Source organism: Enterobacter sp. BIDMC92, from assembly GCF_001030225.1.
GTDB classification, from domain to species: Bacteria; Pseudomonadota; Gammaproteobacteria; order Enterobacterales; family Enterobacteriaceae; genus Enterobacter; species Enterobacter sichuanensis.
Window position 1 is genome coordinate 1,647,952 of the sequence record NZ_KQ087598.1, and the last position, 23,609, is coordinate 1,671,560.

The window sequence follows — 23,609 nt, forward strand, 5'->3', positions numbered from 1 at the left end:
TAAAATAATGGCCAGCATGATCTGGCCATTTTCTGTTTTACCGATTAGAAGCTGGCATTACGCGGAGTACGTGGGAACGGAATCACGTCACGAACGTTCTGAACACCGGTCACGTAAGCGATCAGACGCTCGAAGCCCAGACCAAAACCGGCATGCGGTACGGTGCCGTAGCGGCGCAGATCGCGGTACCAGCTGTAGTCTGCAGGGTTGAGACCCATCTCTTCCATGCGCGCGTCCAGCACGTCCAGACGCTCTTCACGCTGCGAACCACCGATAATTTCACCGATGCCCGGCGCCAGCACGTCCATCGCTGCCACGGTTTTACCGTCTTCGTTAAGGCGCATATAGAAAGCCTTAATGTCTTTCGGGTAGTTTTTAACAACAACCGGTGCCTTGAAGTGTTTCTCAGCCAGATAGCGTTCGTGCTCAGACGCCAGGTCAACGCCCCAGTAGACCGGGTTTTCGAACTTCTCACCGCACTTCTCTAGGATTGCCACCGCGTCGGTATAGTCTACCTGTGCAAAATCAGCGGAGACGAAACGCTCCAGACGGGCCACCGCATCGCTGTCTACTCGCTCAGCGAAGAATTTCATGTCGTCCGGACGCTCTTCCAGCACCGCTTTGAAGACATACTTCAGCATCGCTTCTGCCAGACCTGCGACATCGTCCAGGTTAGCGAACGCCACTTCCGGCTCCAGCATCCAGAATTCCGCCAGGTGACGGCTGGTGTTGGAGTTTTCGGCGCGGAAGGTTGGGCCGAAGGTATAGATTTTGGACAGCGCACAGGCGTAAGTTTCGCCGTTGAGCTGGCCAGAGACCGTCAGGAAGGCTTCTTTACCAAAGAAGTCTTTATCGTAGTCCACTTTGCCTTCTGGCGTGCGCGGCAGGTTTTCGAGATCCAGCGTAGAGACGCGGAACATTTCACCTGCACCTTCTGTATCAGACGCAGTGATCAGCGGAGTCGAAACCCAGAAGTAACCCTGCTCATCGAAGAAACGATGCAGCGCCTGCGCCAGCGTATGACGCACGCGCGCCACCGCACCAATCAGGTTGGTGCGCGGACGCAGGTGCGCGACTTCACGCAGGTACTCAATGCTGTGACGTTTTGCCGCCATCGGATAGGTGTCCGGATCTTCAACCCAGCCGGTAACCTCAATGGATGTGGCCTGAATTTCAAAACTCTGGCCCTGACCCGGTGATGCCACCACAACGCCGGTCACAATTACGGAACAACCCGTTGTCAGGCGCAGAACGTCATCATTGTAATTGGGCAGAGAATTATTAATGACGGCCTGTACAGGATCAAAGCAGGAACCGTCATAGACGGCAAGGAAGGAGATGCCAGCTTTAGAATCTCGGCGGGTACGCACCCATCCGCGCACGGTGACTTCTGCGTCAACGGCGACACGGCCCTGGAGTACGTCGGCTACAGGCACAACGCTCATAATATTCTCTCTGTTAATAGTCGGAAAAAATAAACACTTGTCCACCCTTATGGGGGATATCTATGTTACCTGCCATCCGCTATCAGACAAGTAAATTTCGCAGTCAAAAGAGAAGATTTAAGAAATAAATAAGAAGAGGGGAGCCAGTTAAGGCTCCCGTGAGCGCTTAACTGGCTTTTTTAACCTGGGGGAGATCGAACGCTTCGCGTAACGCGCGGACAAACGCTTTGTCATGACAGATGGTTTTGCCCGGGCTGTCGGAGAGCTTCGCCACCGGCTTGCCGTTACATTCCACCAGTTTTATGACGATATTCAGCGGTTTCACCTGGGGAATGTCGCAGGTCAAACGGGTACCAATCCCAAAGCTCAGGTTCACTCTGGTGTTGAAATGACGGTAGAGCTCAACGGCTTTCGCAAGATCGAGGTTATCGGAGAAGACCAGCACTTTGCTCATCGGGTCAATACCCAGCTTTTCGTAATGGGCAATCGCCTTCTCGCCCCATTCAACCGGGTCTCCGGAATCGTGGCGTAACCCCTGGTAACGCTCGGCGAACTCGGGACCGAAGTCGCGCAGGAAGGCATCCATCGTAATACAGTCGGTGAGGGCGATCCCGAGTTGATTCGGGTACTCCTCGAGCCAAGCGGCCAGTGCCGCACGCTGGCTGTTAGCCAGGTCGGGGCTTATCTGCTGATGCGCCTGGAACCACTCGTGCGCCTGGGTTCCCATTGGCGTCAGGTCGAGACGACGGGCCAGGTCGTAGTTGCTGGTGCCCACGAACCACGGCTCCTGCTGCAGACGTTTCACGATCGCCTCCTGAACGTCGCGGGAGAAACGGCGACGGGTGCCAAAGTCCATCAGACGGAAGCGGGACATATCCAGCCCTTCAGTCATCGTGGAGAAGGCGGCCAGTTTGTTTTCCAGCGAGGCAACCGCCTGCGCGACGCCTGTTTCCGGCGAACGGTAGCGGTGGGCCAGCTCGCTGATTACCGCCAGAAGCGGCACTTCCCACATGATCACTTCCCGCCACGGGCCTTCAAGGCGAATATCCAGCTTGCCATTATCGTTAACCACGGTCACCTGCTCCGGCTTATAGCGGAAATCGCGCAGCCAGTTCAGATAGTCGGTTTTGAAGAAAGGCAGGCCAGAAAGCCACTGATATTCGTCGTCCTGCAGCGTCAGATGCTGCATAGCATCGACCTGTTCACGAATGGAGTCTGCGTAGATACCGAGCAAGTCGTCGCCACGGCAGCGGAATTCCGCCGCGACATGAACGTCATAGTAATGGTGGAAAACGGCTTGCTGCATATGCAGTTTATACGCGTCGGTATCCAGCAACGTATGCAGAACAGGAGAAGCGAATTGAGTCATAGGTGCGCAGTAGCATCCTCTCACAGGAGCGTTTAGTACAATAAACAACTCCGGAGTATACCTTGTTTAGTGATTTATTGAACCCCGATCACAACATAAGCGCGTTTAAGGGTCGAGGGCATTTTGTGCCCCGTGTTATATAAATGTAGCAAAAAAGGGTTTTGTTCCTGAAAAGATGAACATTCTGCGTAGCGCGTTTTACACAACAGGAATATATTGAAACGTTACTCGACAAACGATGCATAAGGTTTTCTATGACACAACAGCCACAAGCCAAATACCGCCACGACTACCGTGCGCCGGATTACCTGATTAGCGATATCGATCTGACTTTTGACCTGGATGCCACTAAAACCGTTGTGACGGCGGTGAGCCAGGTGACGCGCCACAGCGCAACGGCCGTGCCGCTGCGTCTGGATGGTGAAGACCTGACGCTGGTCTCCCTGCAGATTAATGATGAAGCGTGGTCTGACTATAAAGAAGAAAACAACCAGCTGGTCATCGACAACCTGCCGGAAAAGTTTACGCTGCGCATCGTGAATGAAATCAGCCCGGCCGCCAACACGGCGCTGGAAGGGCTTTATCAGTCTGGCGTGGCGTTGTGCACCCAGTGCGAAGCGGAAGGGTTCCGTCACATTACCTGGTATCTGGACCGCCCGGACGTTCTGGCGCGCTTCACCACCAAAATCATCGCCGATAAAAAGCTTTATCCCTTCCTGCTCTCCAACGGTAACCGCGTCGGTGAAGGCGAGCTGGAAAATGGCCGTCACTGGGTTCAGTGGCAGGATCCGTTCCCGAAACCGTGCTACCTGTTTGCGCTGGTAGCGGGAGATTTCGACGTGCTGCGCGACACCTTCAAAACGCGCTCGGGTCGCGAGGTGGCGCTGGAGCTGTTTGTTGACCGCGGAAACCTGGACCGCGCCCCATGGGCGATGACCTCGCTCATCAACTCTATGAAGTGGGACGAAGAGCGCTTCGGCCTCGAATACGACCTCGACATCTATATGATCGTCGCTGTTGACTTCTTCAACATGGGCGCAATGGAGAACAAAGGTCTTAACGTCTTTAACTCCAAATATGTGCTGGCGCGTACCGATACCGCCACCGATAAAGATTATCTCGATATCGAGCGCGTCATCGGCCACGAGTATTTCCACAACTGGACCGGTAACCGCGTCACCTGCCGTGACTGGTTCCAGCTGAGCCTGAAAGAGGGCCTGACCGTCTTCCGTGACCAGGAGTTCAGCTCCGATCTGGGGTCTCGTGCGGTAAACCGCATCAACAACGTGCGTACCATGCGTGGCCTGCAGTTTGCGGAAGATGCCAGCCCAATGGCGCACCCGATCCGCCCGGATAAAGTCATTGAGATGAACAACTTCTACACCCTGACGGTGTATGAAAAAGGGGCGGAAATTATCCGTATGATCCACACCCTGCTGGGTGAGGAGAATTTCCAGAAAGGGATGCAGCTGTACTTTGAGCGTCATGACGGCAGTGCGGCCACCTGCGACGACTTTGTGCAGGCGATGGAAGATGCCTCCAATGTCGATCTCTCTCATTTCCGCCGCTGGTACAGCCAGGCCGGTACGCCGATTGTCACCATCAAAGACGATTACAATCCGGAAACCGAGCAGTACACGCTGACCATCAGTCAGCGCACGCCGCCTACGGCAGAGCAGGAAGAGAAATATCCGCTTCATATTCCGTTCAGTATTGAGCTGTACGATAACGAAGGCAACGTCATCCCACTCCAGAAGGGCGGCCACCCGGTGCACCACGTGTTGAACGTGACCCAGGCCGAGCAGACCTTTATCTTCGATAACGTCTATTTCCAGCCGGTACCTGCGCTGCTGTGTGAATTCTCTGCGCCAGTGAAGCTGGAGTACAAGTGGAGCGATCAGCAACTGACGTTCCTGATGCGTCACGCGCGCAACGACTTCTCCCGCTGGGATGCGGCACAAAGCCTGCTGGCAACCTACATCAAGCTGAACGTGAACCGTTACCAGCAGGGCCAGCCGCTGACGCTGCCGGTTCATGTGGCTGACGCGTTCCGCGCCATCCTGCTGGACGAGAAGATTGATCCGGCACTGGCGGCTGAAATCCTGACTCTGCCGTCCGCGACGGAAATTGCGGAGCTGTTTGACATTATTGACCCGATCGCCATCGTGGCGGTGCGTGAAGCGCTGACCCGCACGCTGGCGACCGAGCTGGCCGATGAGTTCCTGGCGGTCTACAACGCCAATAAGCTTGACGCGTATCGCGTGGAGCATGCGGACATCGGTAAACGTTCTCTGCGTAACACCTGCCTGCGCTATCTGGCGTTTGGTGAAACCGGGCTGGCGAACACCCTGGTGAGCAAGCAGTATCACGACGCGGATAACATGACCGACGCGCTGGCCGCGCTGGGGGCAAGCGTTGCAGCTGAACTGCCTTGCCGTGATGCGCTGATGCAGGAGTACGACGACAAATGGCATCAGGATGGTCTGGTGATGGACAAGTGGTTCATTCTGCAGGCGACCAGTCCGGCGGCCGATGCCCTCAGCACCGTTCGCAGCCTGCTGAAGCATCGCTCCTTTACCATGAGCAACCCCAACCGCGTGCGCTCCCTGATTGGTGCGTTTGCCAGCAGCAACCCGGCGGCGTTCCACGCCGAAGATGGCAGCGGTTATCAGTTTATGGTTGAAATGCTGACTGAGCTGAACAGCCGTAACCCGCAGGTGGCATCGCGTCTGATTGAGCCGCTGATCCGTCTGAAACGTTACGACGAGAAGCGTCAGGCGAAGATGCGTGCCGCGCTTGAGCAACTGAAAGGGCTGGAAAACCTGTCAGGCGATCTGTACGAGAAGATTGCTAAAGCGTTGGCCTGATGTAAAAGCCCGGTGGCGCTACGCTTACCGGGCCTACATAGGGTTTTCTCCCTCTCCCTGTGGGAGAGGGTCGGGGTGAGGGCATCAGGCATTAGCTTTGATCAACGCGCGCTCATTCCCCCCCCGTTTCATCACCCGATCCAGCACTTCAGCTTCGAGCTCCGCCAGCCTTGCGGAACCGACGCGACGAGGGCGTGGAAGGTCTACCGTCAGATCCAGCCCAATTTTCCCGTCTTCTATTAACAGCACCCGGTCGGCCATTGCGACGGCTTCGCTCACGTCATGCGTCACCAGCAGCACCGTAAAGCCGTGCGCCTGCCAGAGGGATGCAATCAAATCCTGCATGTCGATTCGCGTCAGGGCATCGAGCGCGCCCAGCGGTTCATCGAGCAACAGCAGGCCCGGACGGTGAATCAACGCCCGCGCCAGCGCCACACGCTGCTTCTGTCCACCCGACAACGCCGCAGGCCATTCATCGGCTCGATTTTCCAGCCCAACCGCGGCCAGCGCCTGGCGGGCTTCATCCCGCCAGTTGCCCTTAAGACTGAGCCCGACATTGTCGATGACTGTTTTCCACGGCAGCAGCCGCGCGTCCTGGAACATCATACGGGTATCGTCCTGAATATTGGCCAGCGGCGTCGTGCCTGCCAGAATGTCGCCGCCGTTGGGGGACTCCAGCCCCGCTAAAAGACGCAACAGTGTGCTCTTGCCGCCGCCGCTGCGGCCGACAACGGCCACAAATTGCCCGGCGGGAATGTGCAGATCCAGTCCGTTAAGAATGGTGTTTTCACCATAGCGTTTGGTGACACCGCTGAGTAACAGCGGGGTACCCTGAGTCAGTCGGGCTGTGTTCATGCTTTCGCCTCCGAAGTGGTATAGGCCGGATTCCAGCGTAGCCAGCTGCGTTCCAGCCACTGGGCGCTCACATCGGCGAGTTTGCCGAGCAGGGCGTAAAGGATGATGGCGACCACGACCACATCCGTTTGCAGGAATTCGCGGGCGTTCATCGCCAGATAGCCAATGCCGGAGTTGGCAGAGATGGTTTCCGCGACGATCAGCGTCAGCCACATCAGACCGAGCGCAAAACGCACCCCGACCATAATCGAGGGCAGGGCGCCGGGCAGAATGACGTGAGTAAATAGCGCGAAGCCTGATAAACCGTAGCTGCGCGCCATCTCCACCAGACCGCGATCGATGTTGCGGATGCCGTGCCAGGTGTTGATGTAAATCGGGAATAGCGTGCCCAGCGCCACGAGGAAAATCTTGGCGCTCTCATCAATACCAAACCATAAAATCACCAGCGGGATCAGCGCCAGATGCGGCACGTTGCGCAGCATCTGAATGGACGTATCCAGCAGCCGTTCACCCCAGCGGGACAGGCCGCTGATCAACCCCAGCACCAGGCCGATGCTACCGCCGATGGAAAAACCAATCACCGCGCGCCAGGAGCTGATCGCCAGATGCTGCCACAGCTCGCCGCTGACGCTTAACGACCAGAACGCTTCGATAACGCCCTCCGGGGAGGGCAGAATGCGGCTCGACAGCCAGCCGGTGGACGACGCGAGCTGCCAGATAGCCACAATACCGACGGGTAAAAACCACGGCGCGGCGCGCAGCAACCATTTTTGTGAGGTGGCAGACATGGTTACTCCTTAGCTTTGCGCAACTTTTCGCGGGATAAATTCGTTGGCCACGGCTTCGCCCTGCAGCTGCAGCTGGCGGGGCTGGGGAATTTCCGGGATGGCCACATCCAGATGCGGGAACAGCAGTTCGCCCACCTTATACGCCTCTTCCAGGTGCGGATAGCCTGAGAGAATAAAGCTGTCGATCCCAAGCTCTGCGTATTCATTAATCCGCGCGGCCACGGTTGGACCGTCGCCGACCAGCGCCGTACCCGCACCGCCGCGCACCAGACCCACGCCTGCCCACAGGTTCGGGCTGATCTCCAGATTCTCGCGTTTGCCGTTGTGCAGGGATGCCATCCGGTGCTGTCCTACAGAGTCAGTTTTGGCAAACGCGGCCTGCGCTTTGGCGATAGTCTCATCATCCAGATGAGAAATCAGACGGTCGGCCGCCTGCCAGGCTTCTTCATTGGTCTCACGCACAATCACATGCAGACGAATACCGAAGCGCACCTTGCGGCCATGCGCGGCCGCTTTGGCGCGGACCTGGTCAATTTTTTCTTTTACCAGCTCAGGCGGTTCGCCCCAGGTGAGATACAGATCGACCTGCTCTGCCGCCAGGTCCTGCGCCACATCTGACGATCCGCCAAAATAGAGGGGAGGGCGCGGCTGCTGCACCGGCGGGAAGTAAAGCTTCGCGTCGCGAACGTGAATATGCTTGCCTTCGAAGGTCACGGTTTCACCCTCCAGCAGACGTCGCCAGACGCGGGTGAACTCGGCAGAGGCCTCATAGCGCTCGGTGTGGTCGAGGAACACTCCGTCGCCCGCCAGCTCCTGGGGATCGCTACCCGTCACCAGGTTAAACAGGGCGCGACCGTTGGACAGTCTGTCGAGGGTTGCCGCCTGACGCGCTGCCACGGTGGGGGAGACGACGCTCGGGCGCAACGCAACCAGGAACTTTAGCCGCTGAGTCACCGGGATCATCGAGGCGGCGACCAGCCAGGCATCTTCACAGGATCGTCCGGTTGGGATCAGTACCCCGGTGAAACCGATGCGATCCGCCGCCTGCGCTATCTGCTGCAGATAGCCGTGGTCAACCGGGCGTGAACCCTCTTCTGTACCAAGATAGTGTCCATCACCGTGGGTGGGTAAAAACCAGAAAAGATTCAGACTCATGATTTTGTTCCTTCTTTGCCTGCGGGTTGCCAGATACGTTCACGAATATCCACCTGCTTAGGAACCAGGTGATTTTGATAGAAGAGGTCAGCGGTTTGCTGCTGAAGTGCGGCAACGTGTGCATCTACGGGGGAAATGGTGGTCGGTGGACGGTGGCTGAGATAGCTCGCGATCACCGGTTCAGGTAAGCCCATGGTTTTTGCCAGCAGGGCAATACTCTCCTGACGCTGGCTTTGAGTCAGGGCATCGGCCTGGGTAAAGGTATCCAGTACGTTCTGAATAAATGCGCCGTTTTTTTCCGCATACGGTTTTGCGGCAAGGTAGAACGAGCCGGTCTGTTTCAGGGTGGTACCGTCTTTCAGTACCCGCACGCCGCCCTGCAGCAGTGCGGCCGAGTAGTACGGATCCCAGATGGCCCAGGCATCCACATTCCCTTGCTGGAAGGCGGCGCGCGCATCAGCCGGGGTCAGATAGACGGGCTGAATATCGGTGAACTTCAGCCCGGCTTCCTGCAGGGCACGCAACAGCAGGTTATGCGAGCTGGAACCTTTCTGAAACGCAACTTTATGTCCTTTAAGATCGGCGACGCTTTTGATGTCGCTCTTTTCCGGTACCAGAATCACTTCGGCCTTCGGTTTAGGCGGCTCAACGCCCACGTAGACGAGGTCCGCTCCGGCGGCCTGGGCGAATATTGGCGGAATATCGCCTGTACTGCCCAGATCAATACTGCCGACGTTCAGGGCTTCCAGCATCTGGGGGCCAGCGGGAAACTCAACCCAGGAGAATTTGGTGTCCGGGAAGCGTTTTTCCAGAAGCTGGTGGCTTTTGGCCAGCACCATACTCACGCTGCCTTTCTGGTAACCGATGCGTAAGCTCTCAGGGGCGTTATCTGCGGCATGGGCCAGCGACGTCAGTGCCATCAGACCTGCCAGTCCGACGCGTGATAAGATTTTAAACATGAGCGACTCCTTGAGGCTGACCAAACGCCGGAGCCTGAATATCCCTGCGATGCAGGGCATGCCAGAAGGTTTCCAGAGCGTTATCGAGGCGGGTTTGCAGATTAGGCGTAAAGTGTGGTTTGTGCTGATAGTCAATGACCTGGGAGTCATCCGCGAAGACGCCGTGGAGGATCTCCTGCGCTTTCAGCGCATTCAGGACCGGCTTCAGGGCGTAATCCACCGCCAGTAAATGGGCGACTGTGCCGCCTGTGGCCAGCGGCAACACCACCTTGCCATCCAGTGCGCGTTCAGGAAGCAAATCAAGCAAGGTTTTCAGTGCGCCGGAAAAAGAGGCTTTATAAATCGGCGTGGCGACGATTAAGCCGTCCGCGTCTTTAAGCTGTTCTGTCAGGGTTTTGAGCGCGGGGCTGTCAAAACGGGCGTAGAGCAGATCCTCAGGTTCGAAGTTATGCAGGTTCCAGTGGCACACTTCCACATCCAGGGCATTGAGCTTTTCACGGGCATATTCCAGCAGGGCGCTGGAGCGCGAAGGGAATCGTGGACTTCCGGCCAGAGTAATGACGCGCATACTTCCTCCTTATAACCAATTGTTTGCTTTTATCTAACATTCATAACAATTTTCAGGAGTGTGACATCGCGCGGTTATTCCACTAAATGATTTATCTGCAATTAAAATGCGAAAAAGAGCATAAGAAATCCCCGGGCAGGTAAACGATTGCGTTTTACGCGGCTTTTTTTGCCACAGGTCAATTCCCTTTCGCGCCGGGATCGCCCATAATCCCCTCCCGGTTTGCACACCGGGAATCCAGGAGAGTTCATGTACTACCCCTTCGTTCGTAAAGCCCTTTTCCAGCTCGATCCTGAGCGCGCTCATGAATTTACATTCCAGCAATTACGTCGTATTACCGGAACGCCGCTGGCGGCACTGGTGCGCCAGAACGTGCCGGAAAAACCTGTGCAGTGCATGGGACTGACTTTTAAAAACCCGCTGGGTCTGGCGGCAGGTCTGGATAAAAATGGCGAGTGCATTGATGCCCTGGGCGCGATGGGATTTGGCTCCATCGAAATTGGTACCGTCACCCCGCGTCCGCAGCCGGGAAATGACAAGCCGCGCCTGTTCCGCCTGGTCGAAGCCGAAGGGTTGATCAACCGCATGGGCTTTAACAACCACGGTGTGGATCACCTGGTGGAGAACGTAAAAAAAGCCCATTTTGATGGGGTATTAGGCATCAATATCGGCAAAAATAAAGATACGCCAGTCGAGCAGGGTAAAGATGACTACCTGATTTGTATGGAAAAAGTCTACGCCTATGCCGGTTATATCGCGGTGAATATTTCTTCACCCAATACTCCGGGCCTGCGATCCTTACAATATGGTGAAGCGCTGGACGATCTTCTGAGCGCCATTAAAAATAAACAAAATGCCCTGCAGGCGATCCACCATAAATATGTTCCGGTGGCGGTTAAGATCGCCCCGGATCTTTCTGCGGAAGAATTGATCCAGGTTGCTGACAGTTTAGTTCGCCATAATATTGATGGCGTGATTGCGACCAATACCACCCTCGATCGCTCCCTCGTACAGGGAATGAAAAACTGTGATGAAGCGGGTGGGTTAAGCGGTCGTCCGGTACAATTAAAAAGCACCGAAATTATTCGTGCCCTGTCTGCGGAATTAAAAGGACGCCTGCCGATTATTGGCGTCGGTGGCATTGACTCCGTGATAGCTGCGCGCGAGAAGATGGCGGCAGGTGCGTCACTGGTGCAAATCTATTCCGGCTTTATTTTTAAAGGGCCGCCGCTGATTAAAGAAATCGTTACTCATATCTAATCTTTTCTCCTAATCAGACAACCAGGGCTTTATTTCCAGCCCTGGTTGTTTTATATTCCGTCACTGTTGCTTATTTAGACATTATGGTCTTTTATTAATGGTGTTATAAACGAAGCGGCAATCAGGACATTTTTAGTACAGGACGTTTGGGTACGGGAGAGAAACATGCGAATTAAACCTGACGATAACTGGCGCTGGTATTTTTGCGACGAGCACGATCGAATGATGCTCGATTTAGCCAATGGCATGTTGTTTCGTTCTCGTTTCGCCCGCCGAATGTTAACCCCGGATGCGTTTTCCCCGTCTGGCTTTTGCGTGGATGACGCTGCGCTTTATTTCTCCTTTGAGGAGAAATGTCGCGATCTGGTTCTCTCTAAAGAGCAGCGTGCCGAACTGGTATTAAATGCGCTGGTCGCGATCCGTTTCCTGAAACCACAGATGCCGAAAAGCTGGCACTTTCTTGCGCACAACATGAACTGGACCCCGGCAACGGGTGACGCAGCCTGCGTCAACCTGAGCGATACGGCAGAAGATGTCAGTTTGCTGGTGGTTGAGCCTGGCGAAAATGCCGCGCTCTGTCTGCTGGCCCAGCCCGGCGTGACCATTGCCGGGCGGACGATGCAGCTTGGGGATGCCATAAAGGTAATGAACGACAGGCTGAAACCGCAGTTGCGTATGGACTCGTTCAGCCTTGAGCAGGCGGTTTAAGCTTCCAGCTGTACCGACGTTTTTGGGATACAGCTGCAGCACAGAATGGTCCCGTCTTCGGCAATCGCTGACTTTTTCAGCGCACTGACCTCGCCCTCCACCAGTTTAATTCGACAGCAGCCACAGATCCCCGCGCGGCAGGAATAGGGTATGCGGATCCCCGCTTGTTCCAGTTGCTCAAGTAAAACCTGCTGATTGTTTCCCCGAATGACGCTGCCCTGCCAGTGAATATCCACCGCCGAGCTGACTGGCGTCTCAATATCGACAGACTCCTCTTCCTGGCCTGCGCCGTAAACGCGTGCGGGTCCACGGGCAAGAATTTCTACCTCGTCACCGACACGGATCGCGCCGCTGGAGCGTGGGATAAGGTTCTGGCCAAAATCGACATCGCCGTTATCCTGCGCGGTACGGAAGGACTGCAGGGTTTTCAGCGGCTCGCCGGAAGGGTGCTTCTGGCCTTTCTCCGGACTCACCGTCGTGAAAATGCAGCGGCTGCAGGGCTTCACCACGTCGAAAATAACGCTGCCAATGCGGATTACTTTCCAGGTATCTTCTTCCCAGGCGTCTGCTCCCGTCACCACCAGGTTCGGACGGAACTGCTCCATCTGAACGCTGGCTTTGCAGCGGCGTTGTAAATCACGCAGCGAGGCTTCATTGGTCAGCAGGAACGGGAAACCATCGGCGAAGGAGAGCGGAACCGCGTCGTGACGCTTCACGCGACGTGTCAGTTCCGGCCCAACCCAGCGAAGCTGCACGTCGCGGGAGAAAAAGCCGCTCAGCCAGCGGTTAATTTCTTCCGGGGCAATGCGCGCGGTAAAATGATTGCCCCACACTTCCGTTGGCGCATCGACAGGCGCAAAATCAGCAAAGCGGATCACCCGACTTTCACCATCCGGTGCGGTCAGGTGCAAACCGTCATGAAGCGGGGAAGGGGTAAAGCGAACCATCTGCGGGAACTGGCGTGCGGTAATGAACGTCCCGTCCGGCTCGGTGACCATGAAGATACGATCGAAGGCAAATCCGCTCATGTCGGCCAGGGCGTGAGAAACGCCGATGCCACGCATGGATTTCACCGGATGAATAAAAAGCCTGGATAAGGTCGCCACTGCACAGTCCCTCGAATGAAAATAAGCCCTCAACTTTATGACATACACGCCATATTAGCTATAATGCGCGACAATTTTCTTAGAGTAAAAGTGACGATATGAATTCTCTGTTTGCCAGTACGGCCCGTGGGCTGGAAGAGCTGTTAAAAACTGAACTGGAAGCCCTGGGTGCGCAAGAGTGCCAGGTGGTTCAGGGTGGTGTCCATTTCGAGGGCGACACACGGCTTATTTACCAGAGCCTGATGTGGAGCCGTCTGGCATCGCGCATCATGCTGCCGATGAAGGAGTGTAAGGTTTACAGTGACCTTGACCTCTATACCGGCGTTCAGATGATCGACTGGACAGAGATCTTCACTCCAGATGCCACCTTCGCGGTGCATTTCAACGGCGTGAACGACGAGATCCGCAACAGCCAGTACGGTGCCTTGCGCGTCAAAGACGCCATTGTGGACTGTTTCACGCGTAAAAATAAGGAACGACCAAACGTCGATCGTGAAAACCCGGATCTGCGCATTAACGTCTGGCTCAATGGTGACACAGCAAGTATCTCTCTCGATCTGAGCGGGGCGGGCTTACATCTGCGTGGCTACCGCGATCGCACCGGTATGGCACCGATCAAAGAAACCCTGGCCGCCGCCATCGTGATGCGCTCCGGCTGGCAGCCAGGCACGCCATTGCTCGACCCGATGTGTGGCTCCGGTACGCTGCTGATTGAAGCGGCTATGCTGGCCACCGACCGCGCGCCGGGACTGCACCGCGGCCAGTGGGGCTTCAAAGGCTGGGCGCAGCACGATGAAGCCATCTGGAAAGAGGTGAAAGCGGACGCTCAGGCCCGCGCACGTAAAGGCCTGGCGGAGTACACCTCCCACTTCTACGGTTCGGACAGCGATCCGCGCGTGATTGAACGTGCGCGCAGCAACGCCCGTCGTGCCGGTATCGGCGAGCTGATCACCTTCGAGGTGAAAGATGTCGCCAACCTGACCAACCCGCTGCCGAAAGGGCCTTACGGTACGGTTATCAGCAACCCGCCATACGGTGAGCGTCTCGACAGCGAACCGGCGCTGATTGCCCTGCACAGCCTGCTCGGCCGCAACATGAAAGATTACTTTGGCGGCTGGAATCTCTCCCTCTTTAGCGCCTCACCGGAATTGCTGAGCTGCCTGCAACTGCGCGCCGATCGCCAGTTTAAGGCGAAGAATGGCCCGCTGGACTGCGTGCAGAAAAACTACCATCTGGCAGAGAAGGCGGCGGACAGCAAACCGTCGGGCGTGGCGGAAGATTACGCTAACCGTCTGCGTAAGAACCTGAAGAAATTTGAAAAATGGGCGAAGCAGGAAGGCATTGAATGCTATCGCCTGTATGACGCCGATCTGCCGGAGTACAACGTGGCGGTTGACCGCTACGCGGACTGGGTGGTGATTCAGGAATACGCGCCACCAAAAACCATTGATGCGCAAAAAGCGCGTCAGCGCATGCTGGACGTCATTGCCGCCACCATCGCCGTGCTGGGGATTGCGCCAAACAAACTGGTGCTCAAAACCCGTGAACGGCAGAAAGGGAAAAACCAGTATCAGAAGATGGGCGAGAAGGGCGACTTTATCGAAGTGGGCGAATATAACGCCCGCCTGTGGGTTAACCTGACCGACTACCTCGATACCGGTCTGTTCCTTGACCACCGTATCGCCCGCCGTATGCTGGGCCAGATGAGCAAGGGTAAAGATTTCCTCAACCTGTTCTCCTATACCGGCAGCGCCAGCGTGCATGCGGGTCTGGGCGGTGCGCGCAGCACTACCACGGTCGATATGTCCCGCACCTATCTGGAGTGGGCGGAGCGCAACCTGCGCCTGAACGGCTTAACCGGGCGTCAGCATCGTCTGATGCAGGCCGACGTGCTGGGCTGGCTGCGTGATACCGATGAGCAGTTCGACCTGATCTTTATCGATCCGCCGACCTTCTCCAACTCCAAGCGTATGGAAGATAGCTTTGATGTACAACGCGATCACCTGCGCCTGATGACCGACCTGAAACGCCTGCTGCGTAAAGGCGGCACGATTATGTTCTCGAACAACAAACGCGGCTTCCGTATGGATCATGACGGCTTAGCAGCCCTGGGACTGAAAGCACAAGAAATCAGCCAAAAAACGCTGTCTCAGGACTTTGCCCGTAACCGTCAAATCCATAACTGCTGGTTGATTACCGCGGTCTGAAAGGAAAAATAAATGTCTTTAATTAGTATGCACGGCGCGTGGCTCTCATTCAGCGACGCACCACTTCTCGATAATGCCGAACTGCACATCGAAGATAACGAGCGCGTCTGTCTGGTGGGCCGCAATGGCGCGGGTAAATCCACGCTGATGAAAATCCTCAACCGTGAACAGGGCCTGGATGACGGCCGGATTGTTTACGAACAGGATCTGATTGTCTCCCGCCTGCAGCAGGATCCACCGCGCCACGTGACCGGCAGCGTGTACGATTTCGTGGCGGAAGGCATCTCTGAGCAGGCTGAATACCTGAAGCGCTATCATGAGATTTCGCATCTGGTGATGACCGACCCGAGCGACAAGAATCTCAACGAGCTGGCTAAAGTGCAGGAGATGCTCGATCACCACGGCCTGTGGCAGCTTGAAAACCGTATTAATGAGGTGCTGGCGCAGCTTGGTCTCGAAGCGGATATGGAGTTGTCGGCGCTCTCCGGTGGCTGGCTGCGTAAAGCGGCCCTGGGTCGCGCGCTGGTCAGCGGGCCGAAGGTGCTGCTGCTGGACGAACCCACCAACCACCTGGATATCGAAGCGATTGACTGGCTGGAAGGGTTCCTGAAAACCTTCAGCGGCACCATCATCTTCATCTCTCACGACCGTTCGTTTATTCGCAATATGGCGACGCGTATTGTCGATCTCGACCGCGGTAAGCTGGTGACTTATCCAGGCGATTACGATACCTATCTGCTGGAGAAAGAAGAAAACCTGCGCGTGGAAGAACTGCAGAATGCCGAGTTTGACCGCAAGCTGGCGCAGGAAGAGGTGTGGATCCGCCAGGGGATTAAAGCCCGCCGTACCCGTAACGAAGGCCGCGTGCGTGCCCTGAAGGCCATGCGCCGTGAACGTAGCGAACGCCGTGAAGTGATGGGCAGCGCCAAAATGCAGGTGGAAGAGGCCTCCCGTTCCGGCAAGATTGTCTTCGAAATGGAAAACGTGAACTATCAGGTTGACGGTAAAGTCCTGGTGAAAGAGTTCTCGGCTCAGGTCCAGCGCGGTGACAAAATCGCCCTGATTGGCCCGAACGGCTGCGGTAAAACCACGCTGTTGAAACTGATGCTCGGACAGCTTCAGGCCGACAGCGGACGCATTCACTGCGGTACGAAACTCGAAGTGGCCTACTTCGATCAGCACCGCGCGGAGCTGGATCCGGACAGAACGGTGATGGATAACCTCGCCGAAGGTAAGCAGGAGGTGATGGTGAACGGCAAGCCGCGCCATGTGCTGGGCTACCTGCAGGACTTCCTGTTCCATCCGAAACGTGCGATGACGCCGGTACGTGCCCTGTCAGGCGGTGAGCGAAATCGTCTTCTGCTGGCACGTCTGTTCCTGAAGCCAAGCAACCTGCTGATCCTCGATGAACCGACCAACGATCTGGATGTCGAAACGCTGGAACTGCTGGAAGAACTGATTGATGGCTATCAGGGAACCGTGATGCTCGTCAGCCACGATCGTCAGTTTGTTGATAACACCGTGACCGAGTGCTGGATTTTCGAAGGTGAAGGTCGAATTGGACAATATGTCGGCGGCTATCACGATGCAAAAGGGCAGCAGTCGCAGTCTCTGGCGCAGAAACAGGCAAAGTCCAAAATAAGTTCTGAACCTGTTGTAACAAAAGCAGAAACTGTCAAGAAAACCTCGGCTAAACTAAGCTATAACCTGCAGCGCGAACTGGAGGGGCTACCGCAGCGTCTTGAAGAACTAGAGGCCGCGCTTGAGGATCTGCAAAAACAGGTTGCTGATGCGTCATTCTTTACCCAATCGCATGACTATACTCAGAAAGTATTGGCTGAACTCTCCGCGGCTGAAAAAGCCCTGGAAGACGCCTTTGAGCGCTGGGAGTACCTTGAGTCTCTTAAAAACGGCGCATAAACAGGGATAACATATGTGTGACCAGCACCATGCCGACAGGCATATATTATGCTCGCAATGCGATATGCTCGTGGCGTTGCCAGAGCTTGGTCACGGACATAAAGCCCTGTGTCCACGTTGCGGTACGACGTTGACAACCGAGTGGGACGCGCCGCGGCAGCGTCCCACCGCTTACGCACTGGCGGCACTGTTCATGCTGCTGCTCTCCAATCTCTTCCCGTTCATCTATATGAAGGTGGGGGGGATGACCAGCCAGGTGGATTTGCTTGAAATTCCGGGCGTGATGTTCTCAGAAGATTACGCCAGCCTCGGCACCTTTTTTCTGCTCTTCGTTCAGATAGTCCCGGCTTTTTGTCTGGTCGTTATCCTGATGCTGGTAAACCGCGTCAGGATGCCACCATCACTGAAAATCAAACTCGCGCGTATCCTTTTTCAGCTCAAAAGCTGGGGGATGGCCGAGATCTTCCTGGCGGGCATTCTGGTCAGTTTCGTGAAGCTGATGGCGTACGGTGACGTGGGGATCGGCAGCAGTTTTATTCCCTGGTGTCTGTACTGCGTCCTGCAGCTGCGCGCCTTCCAGTGCGTCGACAGGCGCTGGGTGTGGGACGATATCGCGCCGGCACCGACGCTTGCGCAGACGGTGAAAGTTGGCGTACCGGGTATTCGGCAGGGGCTGCGTTCGTGCCCGTGCTGTACCGCTGTGCTGCCCGCCGATCTTGACGTTTGTCCGCGCTGTGAAACGAAAGGTCATGTACGCCGTAAAAATAGCTTGCAGTGGACGATGGCGCTGCTGGTGACCTCCATCATGCTCTATCTGCCGGCCAATATTCTGCCGATCATGATCACTGATTTGCTCGGGGATAAAATGCCCTCGACGATCCTCGCCGGGGTCATACTGCTGTGGGGGGAGGGTTCCTACCCGGTCGCCGGCGTTATCTTTATCGCCAGTATTATGGTGCCAACGTTAAAAATGATCGCCATCGCCTGGCTCTGCTGGGATGCGAAAGGCCACGGAAAACGCGACAGTGAACGCATGCATCTGATTTATGAAGTGGTCGAGTTTGTCGGACGCTGGTCAATGATTGACGTGTTTGTGATTGCCGTTCTCTCTGCGCTGGTGCGGATGGGCGGTCTGATGAGTATTTATCCCGCGATGGGGGCTTTAATGTTTGCGCTGGTTGTGATTATGACCATGTTTGCGGCCATGACCTTCGACCCTCGTTTATCGTGGGATCGTGAGCCTGAATCAAGCCATGAGGAAGAGTAAGAGCATGGAAAATAAGAGTGGAGAGGCGAAAGTGCAGAAGGTCAAAAACTGGTCACCGGTGTGGATTTTTCCCATCGTGACGGCGCTGATCGGTGCCTGGATCCTGTTTTATCATTACAGTCATCAGGGACCGGAAGTGACGCTGATAACCACCAATGCCGAGGGGATTGAGGGCGGTAAAACGACCATCAAAAGCCGTAGCGTGGATGTGGGGGTGGTTGAAAGCGCAACCCTGACCGACGATTTGACCCATGTGGAGATTAAGGCGCGCCTTAATGCCGGCATGGAAAAACTGCTGCATGGCGATTCCGTGTTCTGGGTCGTTAAACCGCAGGTGGGGCGTGAAGGGATCAGCGGTTTAGGGACGCTGCTATCGGGGGCCTATATTGAGCTTCAGCCCGGCGCTAAGGGTAACCAGCCAGCCAAATACCAGCTTCTGGATTCGCCACCGCTTGCGCCGCCTGATGCCAAGGGTATCCGCGTGATCCTCGACAGCAAGAAAGCAGGCCAGCTCACGGCGGGAGACCCGGTACTGTTCCGTGGCTATCGCGTCGGGTCGGTTGAGAAAAGCACCTTTGATCCGCAGAAAAGAGCGATCAGCTATCAGCTCTTCATTAATGCGCCAAACGATCGACTGGTCACCAGCAACGTCCGTTTCTGGAAAGACAGCGGGATCGCAGTGGATCTGACGTCGGCAGGCATGCGCGTTGAAATGGGTTCGCTGACCACGCTGTTTGGCGGAGGCGTAAGCTTTGACGTCCCGGAAGGCCTCGATCTGGGGCAGCCGGTTACAGAGAACACCGCCTTCCGACTCTTTGACGATCAAAAAAGTATTCAGGATGCGCTCTATACCGATCACGTTGACTTCCTGATGTTCTTTAAAGATTCCGTTCGCGGCCTGCAGCCGGGGGCGCCTGTTGAGTTCCGCGGCATTCGTCTCGGTACGGTGGGGCAAGTTCCGTTCTTCGTCCCGGGCCTTCAGCAGGTACTGGATGATGATTACCGCATTCCGGTGCTGATCCGCATCGAACCGGAGCGTCTGCTTAACCAGATTGGCGAAAATCGAGATATTGTTGCCCATATCACCCAGCTGATGGAACGCGGTCTGCGTGGATCGTTGAAAACCGGCAATCTGGTGACCGGTGCGCTGTATGTGGATATGGACTTCTATCCGAAAGCGCCGCCGATTACCGGTATCCGTGAATTCGGTGGCTACAAAATTATCCCAACGGTGAGCAGCGGTCTGGCTCAGATCCAGCAGCGTCTGATGGAAACCCTGGATAAGATTAACAATCTGCCACTGAATCCGATGATTGAAGCGGCGACCGGTTCGTTACACCAGAGCCAGGAGACAATGCAACGTCTGCAGACCACGCTGGATAATATCAACAAGATCACCGCCAGCCAGAGTATGCAGCAGTTGCCGCAGGACATGCAGAAAACGCTGCGTGAGCTGAACCGCAGTATGCAGGGCTTCCAGCCTGGCTCAGCGGCCTATAACAAGATGGTGGCGGATATGCAGCGTCTTGATCAGGTCTTGCGTGAACTGCAGCCCGTACTGAAAACGCTCAACGAGAAGAGCAACGCGCTGGTATTCGAAGCGAAAGATAAAAAGGATCCTGAGCCGAAGAGGGCAAAAGAATGAATAAGTGGCTAGTGATGGTGAGTGCTCTGCTGTTAACGGCATGCAGTTCAGGCGTAGATAACAAAAGCTACTATCAGCTTCCTGTGGCGACCCAGAGTGGCGGGCAAAGCACGGCAAGTCTGGGAAGCCGCCAGCTGTGGGTTGAGCAGGTTAACGTGCCGGATTACCTCGCCGGAAACGGCGTGGTTTATCAGACCAGCGACGTTAAATACGTGATTGCGACGAACAATCTGTGGGCCAGCCCGCTGGATCAGCAGCTGCGCAACACGCTGGTGGCCAATCTGGGCAGCCAGCTTCCGGGTTGGGTTGTCGCATCGCAGCCGCTGGGTAACGATCAGGATACGCTGAATGTTACAGTAACGGGCTTCCATGGCCGTTATGACGGTGCGGTGGTGATCAGCGGGGAGTGGTTGCTGAATCATCAGGGGCAACTGATCAAGCGTCCTTTCCATCTGGAGTTGAAACAGCAGAAAGATGGTTATGACGAAATGGTGAAAGTCCTGGCTCAGGGTTGGGCACAGGAGTCGGCCAGTATCGCCAGGGAAATTTCTCGGCTGCCATAAGTAAAATTCATCATCAAAAACCGCAACCGGCCCGTCGCTGATTGCGGTTTTTTTTCGTTTTCACTTCAGTTTGTTACTTGTGCCGCATCACATTTTTTGTACAAATTATCTTCTGGCTAGCTCACAAATATGACACCCGTATGAATTTTGAACATTGACGCTGCGACTAATTCGGGGTATTCGTTATCTGTGCCTGTACATAGAGTGCAGACACTGTTTTCTTTCCACCAGACAAAAGAATGAGGGAAACGAGGCATGAAGAGACAGAAACGAGATCGCCTGGAACGGGCTCATCAACGTGGTTATCAGGCCGGCATCGCTGGACGTTCTAAAGAAATGTGTCCTTATCAGACGATAAATCAAAGGTCACAATGGCTTGGAGGCTGGCGAGAAGCCATCGGCGACAGGGCACTCATAGCCTGATAACGTCTCTTTAAAAAAAGAAACCTCCGCAATGCGGAGGTTTCGCCTTTCTGGTCTGGCGTTGCGAAACGCACTATCAGAACGCGGAGGTGTCCTGGAACAGACCCACTTTCAGGTCGCTCGCGCTGTAAATCAGACGACCGTCTACCAGCACTTCGCCATCTGCCAGGCCCATAATCAGGCGGCGGTTCACGATGCGCTTGAAGTGAATACGATAGGTCACTTTCTTCGCGGTAGGCAGCACCTGACCCGTGAATTTCACTTCGCCCACGCCCAGCGCGCGGCCTTTACCTTCGCCGCCCAGCCAGCCCAGATAGAAGCCAACCAGCTGCCACATAGCATCCAGGCCCAGACAGCCAGGCATTACCGGATCGCCAATAAAGTGGCAACCGAAGAACCACAGGTCCGGGTTGATATCGAGTTCTGCTTCTACGTAACCCTTATCGAAGTTGCCGCCGGTTTCGGTCATTTTCACGACACGGTCCATCATCAGCATGTTCGGGGCCGGTAACTGCGGGCCTTTTGCGCCAAACAGTTCACCGCGACCAGAGGCAAGAAGATCTTCTTTTGTATAGGATTCGCGTTTATCTACCATGTTCTCAGTAAGCCTTATTATAGTGAAGGACGCAGGATAGCTAACACGTGTACGCTGAACAAGTCCGATCAGTTCGAACTAAACCAGCTTAACCAGCGTAACGGCCATGGATAACGATGACGAGCATCCTGTTGTGTCGCCTGAGCAATTCGCTCCTGGATGGTCTGCATCAGGGTTGTTTGCCCTTCGCCATCCCAAACCAGGTTTGTCAGTAAGGGTAGTGCATCCTCAATCCCTTCGATGGCCCAGAGAGTGAATTGCCCTTGTTCAACCGCATCCAGAATATCCTGACTGAGGCTTAAATGGCGTGCGTTAGGCGCAGGAATAATCACACCCTGTTTGCCGTTTAAACCACGCTGCTGGCAGATGGAAAAGAAGCCTTCGATTTTTTCATTGAGGCCTCCTACAGGCTGAGCACGACCAAATTGATCCACCGAACCAGTGATTGCGATGTTCTGATTGATCGGCACGTCCGCCAGGGCGCTGATTAAGGCACACAGCTCTGCCATAGAGGCACTATCGCCATCCACTTCGCTGTAGGACTGCTCAAACGTCAGCGAGGCGGAGAAGGGGATCTGCTGCTCAAGCTGCAGCTCAGACATTAAAAACGCCTGCATGATCATCATGCCTTTCGCATGAATGTTCCCGCCCAGTTCGGCTTTGCGTTCGATATCGGTGAATTCACCATCACCAATATGCACCACGCAGCTGATACGGGAAGGCTCCCCAAACGCGCGTGGGTGGCCAGGGAACTCAATCACCGACAGGGCGTTAATCTGCCCGACGCGTTCGCCTTCGGTCTCCACCAGAATTTGTTCCAGCAGGATTTCATCCTGCATACGGTCAGCAAGGTAGCCTTCTCGCCACTCGCGCTGCGCCAGCATCTGAGCAAGCTGTTCTCCGGTGAACGTACCGTTACCGCTGATAACACCCACTTCACGCAGCTGTTTGCTGATCCACAGCGGGCAGAGAGGCAGGGTTTCTTGATCGCCGGTATAGCGCACCGCTTCGCGCATTAAGCCCGGCCACGCGTCGGCCGCAGGCGTTGGCAACGCAAAACGTTCCGCCACCGTCATCACCCACTGACACCACTGGGTCATATCATCGGCATCGGCAATCTGGATGTTATCTTCGTATTCGCTATACACCGCCTGCTCAGCCAGCTCCGGCTCCATTTCCTGGAAATCCGCCAGCGATTCACGGTCGCCCGTCAACACGACGGTCAGCGTCAACGGCATAGATGGCACAGCGACCGGCAGGGGACGAGACTCATCATAGCCAACCCAGTCGAAGCGTTGCTGGTGTACGATGGTTTTCAGACGCATCCACAACAGCGGCTGCGAGAGCAGGGTACGCAGTGAGATGATGAGGACACCGCCATTTGCGCGATGCACCAGCCCAGGCTGCAGGGACAGCTCACCGTTAAACTGGCGCAGACAACCAAAGAGTTGTTCAGCCTCGACCCAGTTAGCGGTAATCACCTCGCCCTTAGCGGCAAAACGGTCATCAGCCTGGGTTGAGGGTTCGAAAGTGACATCATGTCCCGCGATACGATATTGGCCGCCAAAGACTGCGTTCGATTCCGGCTGTAACTGGCGCACAGCATCCCCAATCAGCGTCAGGTATTCCGCTTCTTCCGGGGCTTTGAGCAACATGAAGGGCGCTGTTGCCCATGGGCTCAACACCTGCTCCAGCGCATAATGCAAACGTGGCTGCGTATCGCTAAGGATGAATTCGTGTTCTTTTGCGAGATCTGGCTGTGCAAACACGTCCTGATAGCTTTCGCTATCCGGAACAAGGTCACGCCATGCAAGTTTCGTAATGGTCAAAGTTGATGTTTTTTAGTCAGATGTAAAAGGGGGGAGTATACCGTAAGCGGGGGGCTCTACCCAAGCAGGATTGGGGATTT

19 protein-coding genes are annotated in these 23,609 nt (G+C 55.5%); 9 read left to right on the top strand and 10 right to left on the bottom strand.

Annotated elements, in window-relative coordinates; translation table 11 throughout:
* Positions 1-44 precede the first annotated feature (44 nt).
* Both asnS and pncB read right to left on the bottom strand, forming a co-directional pair.
* Positions 45-1,445: an asparagine--tRNA ligase gene (gene asnS, locus SP99_RS07470; protein WP_025755994.1), complete on the bottom strand. Its 1,401-nt coding sequence runs from the start codon at positions 1,443-1,445 to the stop codon at positions 45-47.
* Between the two features lie 166 nt (positions 1,446-1,611).
* Positions 1,612-2,814 (bottom strand): nicotinate phosphoribosyltransferase, encoded by a 1,203-nt coding sequence (gene pncB / locus SP99_RS07475; protein ID WP_047958166.1) that lies wholly within the window; start codon positions 2,812-2,814, stop codon positions 1,612-1,614.
* 254 nt (positions 2,815-3,068) lie between these two features.
* On the opposite strand from pncB, the gene pepN reads away from it, so the two are divergent.
* The gene (pepN, locus tag SP99_RS07480; RefSeq protein WP_047958167.1) at positions 3,069-5,681 is read left to right on the top strand and encodes an aminopeptidase N; all 2,613 of its coding nucleotides are present in this window, start codon (positions 3,069-3,071) and stop codon (positions 5,679-5,681) included.
* A gap of 84 nt (positions 5,682-5,765) precedes the next feature.
* On the opposite strand, the gene ssuB is transcribed toward pepN, so the two are convergent.
* Genes ssuB through ssuE form a run of 5 tightly spaced genes read right to left on the bottom strand, consistent with a single transcriptional unit; the run spans position 5,766 to position 10,006 of the window.
* Positions 5,766-6,536: an aliphatic sulfonates ABC transporter ATP-binding protein gene (gene ssuB / locus SP99_RS07485; protein ID WP_047958168.1), complete on the bottom strand. Its 771-nt coding sequence runs from the start codon at positions 6,534-6,536 to the stop codon at positions 5,766-5,768.
* A complete protein-coding gene (gene ssuC, locus SP99_RS07490) occupies positions 6,533-7,324 on the bottom strand; it encodes an aliphatic sulfonate ABC transporter permease SsuC (RefSeq protein WP_025755990.1) in 792 nt (263 codons plus the stop codon). The genes ssuB and ssuC overlap by 4 nt, the downstream gene beginning before the upstream one ends.
* Before the next feature lie 9 nt (positions 7,325-7,333).
* Positions 7,334-8,479, bottom strand: a complete 1,146-nt coding sequence (gene ssuD / locus SP99_RS07495; RefSeq protein ID WP_047958169.1) for an FMNH2-dependent alkanesulfonate monooxygenase — start codon at positions 8,477-8,479, stop codon at positions 7,334-7,336.
* On the bottom strand, positions 8,476-9,438 hold the full coding sequence (locus SP99_RS07500) for a sulfonate ABC transporter substrate-binding protein (protein WP_025755988.1): 963 nt from the start codon (positions 9,436-9,438) through the stop codon (positions 8,476-8,478). Before SP99_RS07500 ends, ssuD begins: the two co-directional genes overlap by 4 nt.
* A complete protein-coding gene (gene ssuE, locus SP99_RS07505) occupies positions 9,431-10,006 on the bottom strand; it encodes an NADPH-dependent FMN reductase (protein WP_025755987.1) in 576 nt (191 codons plus the stop codon). The genes SP99_RS07500 and ssuE overlap by 8 nt, the downstream gene beginning before the upstream one ends.
* A gap of 249 nt (positions 10,007-10,255) precedes the next feature.
* Here ssuE and pyrD point away from each other — a divergent pair, with 249 nt between their 5' ends.
* Together pyrD and zapC are read left to right on the top strand one after the other, a co-directional pair.
* Positions 10,256-11,266 carry a quinone-dependent dihydroorotate dehydrogenase gene (gene pyrD / locus SP99_RS07510; RefSeq protein WP_045284708.1) on the top strand — a complete coding sequence of 337 codons (1,011 nt, stop codon included), beginning with the start codon at positions 10,256-10,258 and terminating at the stop codon, positions 11,264-11,266.
* Between the two features lie 165 nt (positions 11,267-11,431).
* Positions 11,432-11,974 carry a cell division protein ZapC gene (gene zapC / locus SP99_RS07515; RefSeq protein ID WP_047958170.1) on the top strand — a complete coding sequence of 181 codons (543 nt, stop codon included), beginning with the start codon at positions 11,432-11,434 and terminating at the stop codon, positions 11,972-11,974.
* Here zapC and SP99_RS07520 read toward each other — a convergent pair.
* A complete protein-coding gene (locus tag SP99_RS07520) occupies positions 11,971-13,080 on the bottom strand; it encodes a YcbX family protein (RefSeq protein ID WP_047958171.1) in 1,110 nt (369 codons plus the stop codon). The two genes, zapC and SP99_RS07520, sit on opposite strands and share 4 nt — an antisense overlap.
* A gap of 98 nt (positions 13,081-13,178) precedes the next feature.
* On the opposite strand from SP99_RS07520, the gene rlmKL reads away from it, so the two are divergent.
* The 6 genes from rlmKL to rmf all read left to right on the top strand — a co-directional run bounded on the left by rlmKL (position 13,179) and on the right by rmf (position 21,105).
* On the top strand, positions 13,179-15,287 hold the full coding sequence (gene rlmKL / locus SP99_RS07525) for a bifunctional 23S rRNA (guanine(2069)-N(7))-methyltransferase RlmK/23S rRNA (guanine(2445)-N(2))-methyltransferase RlmL (RefSeq protein WP_045284707.1): 2,109 nt from the start codon (positions 13,179-13,181) through the stop codon (positions 15,285-15,287).
* A gap of 12 nt (positions 15,288-15,299) precedes the next feature.
* The gene (locus SP99_RS07530; protein ID WP_047958172.1) at positions 15,300-17,207 is read left to right on the top strand and encodes an ABC transporter ATP-binding protein; all 1,908 of its coding nucleotides are present in this window, start codon (positions 15,300-15,302) and stop codon (positions 17,205-17,207) included.
* Between the two features lie 13 nt (positions 17,208-17,220).
* The gene (gene pqiA, locus SP99_RS07535; RefSeq protein WP_025755981.1) at positions 17,221-18,474 is read left to right on the top strand and encodes a membrane integrity-associated transporter subunit PqiA; all 1,254 of its coding nucleotides are present in this window, start codon (positions 17,221-17,223) and stop codon (positions 18,472-18,474) included.
* A 4-nt stretch (positions 18,475-18,478) separates the two neighbouring features.
* Positions 18,479-20,119 (top strand): intermembrane transport protein PqiB, encoded by a 1,641-nt coding sequence (pqiB, locus tag SP99_RS07540; RefSeq protein ID WP_047958173.1) that lies wholly within the window; start codon positions 18,479-18,481, stop codon positions 20,117-20,119.
* Positions 20,116-20,682: a membrane integrity-associated transporter subunit PqiC gene (gene pqiC, locus SP99_RS07545; RefSeq protein ID WP_025755979.1), complete on the top strand. Its 567-nt coding sequence runs from the start codon at positions 20,116-20,118 to the stop codon at positions 20,680-20,682. The genes pqiB and pqiC overlap by 4 nt, the downstream gene beginning before the upstream one ends.
* Before the next feature lie 255 nt (positions 20,683-20,937).
* Positions 20,938-21,105, top strand: a complete 168-nt coding sequence (rmf, locus tag SP99_RS23080) for a ribosome modulation factor (RefSeq protein WP_013097261.1) — start codon at positions 20,938-20,940, stop codon at positions 21,103-21,105.
* A 76-nt stretch (positions 21,106-21,181) separates the two neighbouring features.
* On the opposite strand, the gene fabA is transcribed toward rmf, so the two are convergent.
* Positions 21,182-21,700 (bottom strand): 3-hydroxyacyl-[acyl-carrier-protein] dehydratase FabA, encoded by a 519-nt coding sequence (fabA, locus tag SP99_RS07550; RefSeq protein ID WP_008499931.1) that lies wholly within the window; start codon positions 21,698-21,700, stop codon positions 21,182-21,184.
* A gap of 68 nt (positions 21,701-21,768) precedes the next feature.
* On the bottom strand, positions 21,769-23,529 hold the full coding sequence (locus SP99_RS07555) for an AAA family ATPase (RefSeq protein WP_047958174.1): 1,761 nt from the start codon (positions 23,527-23,529) through the stop codon (positions 21,769-21,771).
* Positions 23,530-23,609 lie beyond the last annotated feature (80 nt).

Bases quoted from the DNA above. Each gene is read 5' to 3' on its own strand.
- asnS (WP_025755994.1), bottom strand. From the start codon at position 1,445: ATGAGCGTTGTGCCTGTAGCCGACGTACTCCAGGGCCGTGTCGCCGTT.
- pncB (WP_047958166.1), bottom strand. From the start codon at position 2,814: ATGACTCAATTCGCTTCTCCTGTTCTGCATACGTTGCTGGATACCGAC.
- pepN (WP_047958167.1), top strand. From the start codon at position 3,069: ATGACACAACAGCCACAAGCCAAATACCGCCACGACTACCGTGCGCCG.
- ssuB (WP_047958168.1), bottom strand. From the start codon at position 6,536: ATGAACACAGCCCGACTGACTCAGGGTACCCCGCTGTTACTCAGCGGT.
- ssuC (WP_025755990.1), bottom strand. From the start codon at position 7,324: ATGTCTGCCACCTCACAAAAATGGTTGCTGCGCGCCGCGCCGTGGTTT.
- ssuD (WP_047958169.1), bottom strand. From the start codon at position 8,479: ATGAGTCTGAATCTTTTCTGGTTTTTACCCACCCACGGTGATGGACAC.
- SP99_RS07500 (WP_025755988.1), bottom strand. From the start codon at position 9,438: ATGTTTAAAATCTTATCACGCGTCGGACTGGCAGGTCTGATGGCACTG.
- ssuE (WP_025755987.1), bottom strand. From the start codon at position 10,006: ATGCGCGTCATTACTCTGGCCGGAAGTCCACGATTCCCTTCGCGCTCC.
- pyrD (WP_045284708.1), top strand. From the start codon at position 10,256: ATGTACTACCCCTTCGTTCGTAAAGCCCTTTTCCAGCTCGATCCTGAG.
- zapC (WP_047958170.1), top strand. From the start codon at position 11,432: ATGCGAATTAAACCTGACGATAACTGGCGCTGGTATTTTTGCGACGAG.
- rlmKL (WP_045284707.1), top strand. From the start codon at position 13,179: ATGAATTCTCTGTTTGCCAGTACGGCCCGTGGGCTGGAAGAGCTGTTA.
- SP99_RS07530 (WP_047958172.1), top strand. From the start codon at position 15,300: ATGTCTTTAATTAGTATGCACGGCGCGTGGCTCTCATTCAGCGACGCA.
- pqiA (WP_025755981.1), top strand. From the start codon at position 17,221: ATGTGTGACCAGCACCATGCCGACAGGCATATATTATGCTCGCAATGC.
- pqiB (WP_047958173.1), top strand. From the start codon at position 18,479: ATGGAAAATAAGAGTGGAGAGGCGAAAGTGCAGAAGGTCAAAAACTGG.
- pqiC (WP_025755979.1), top strand. From the start codon at position 20,116: ATGAATAAGTGGCTAGTGATGGTGAGTGCTCTGCTGTTAACGGCATGC.
- rmf (WP_013097261.1), top strand. From the start codon at position 20,938: ATGAAGAGACAGAAACGAGATCGCCTGGAACGGGCTCATCAACGTGGT.
- fabA (WP_008499931.1), bottom strand. From the start codon at position 21,700: ATGGTAGATAAACGCGAATCCTATACAAAAGAAGATCTTCTTGCCTCT.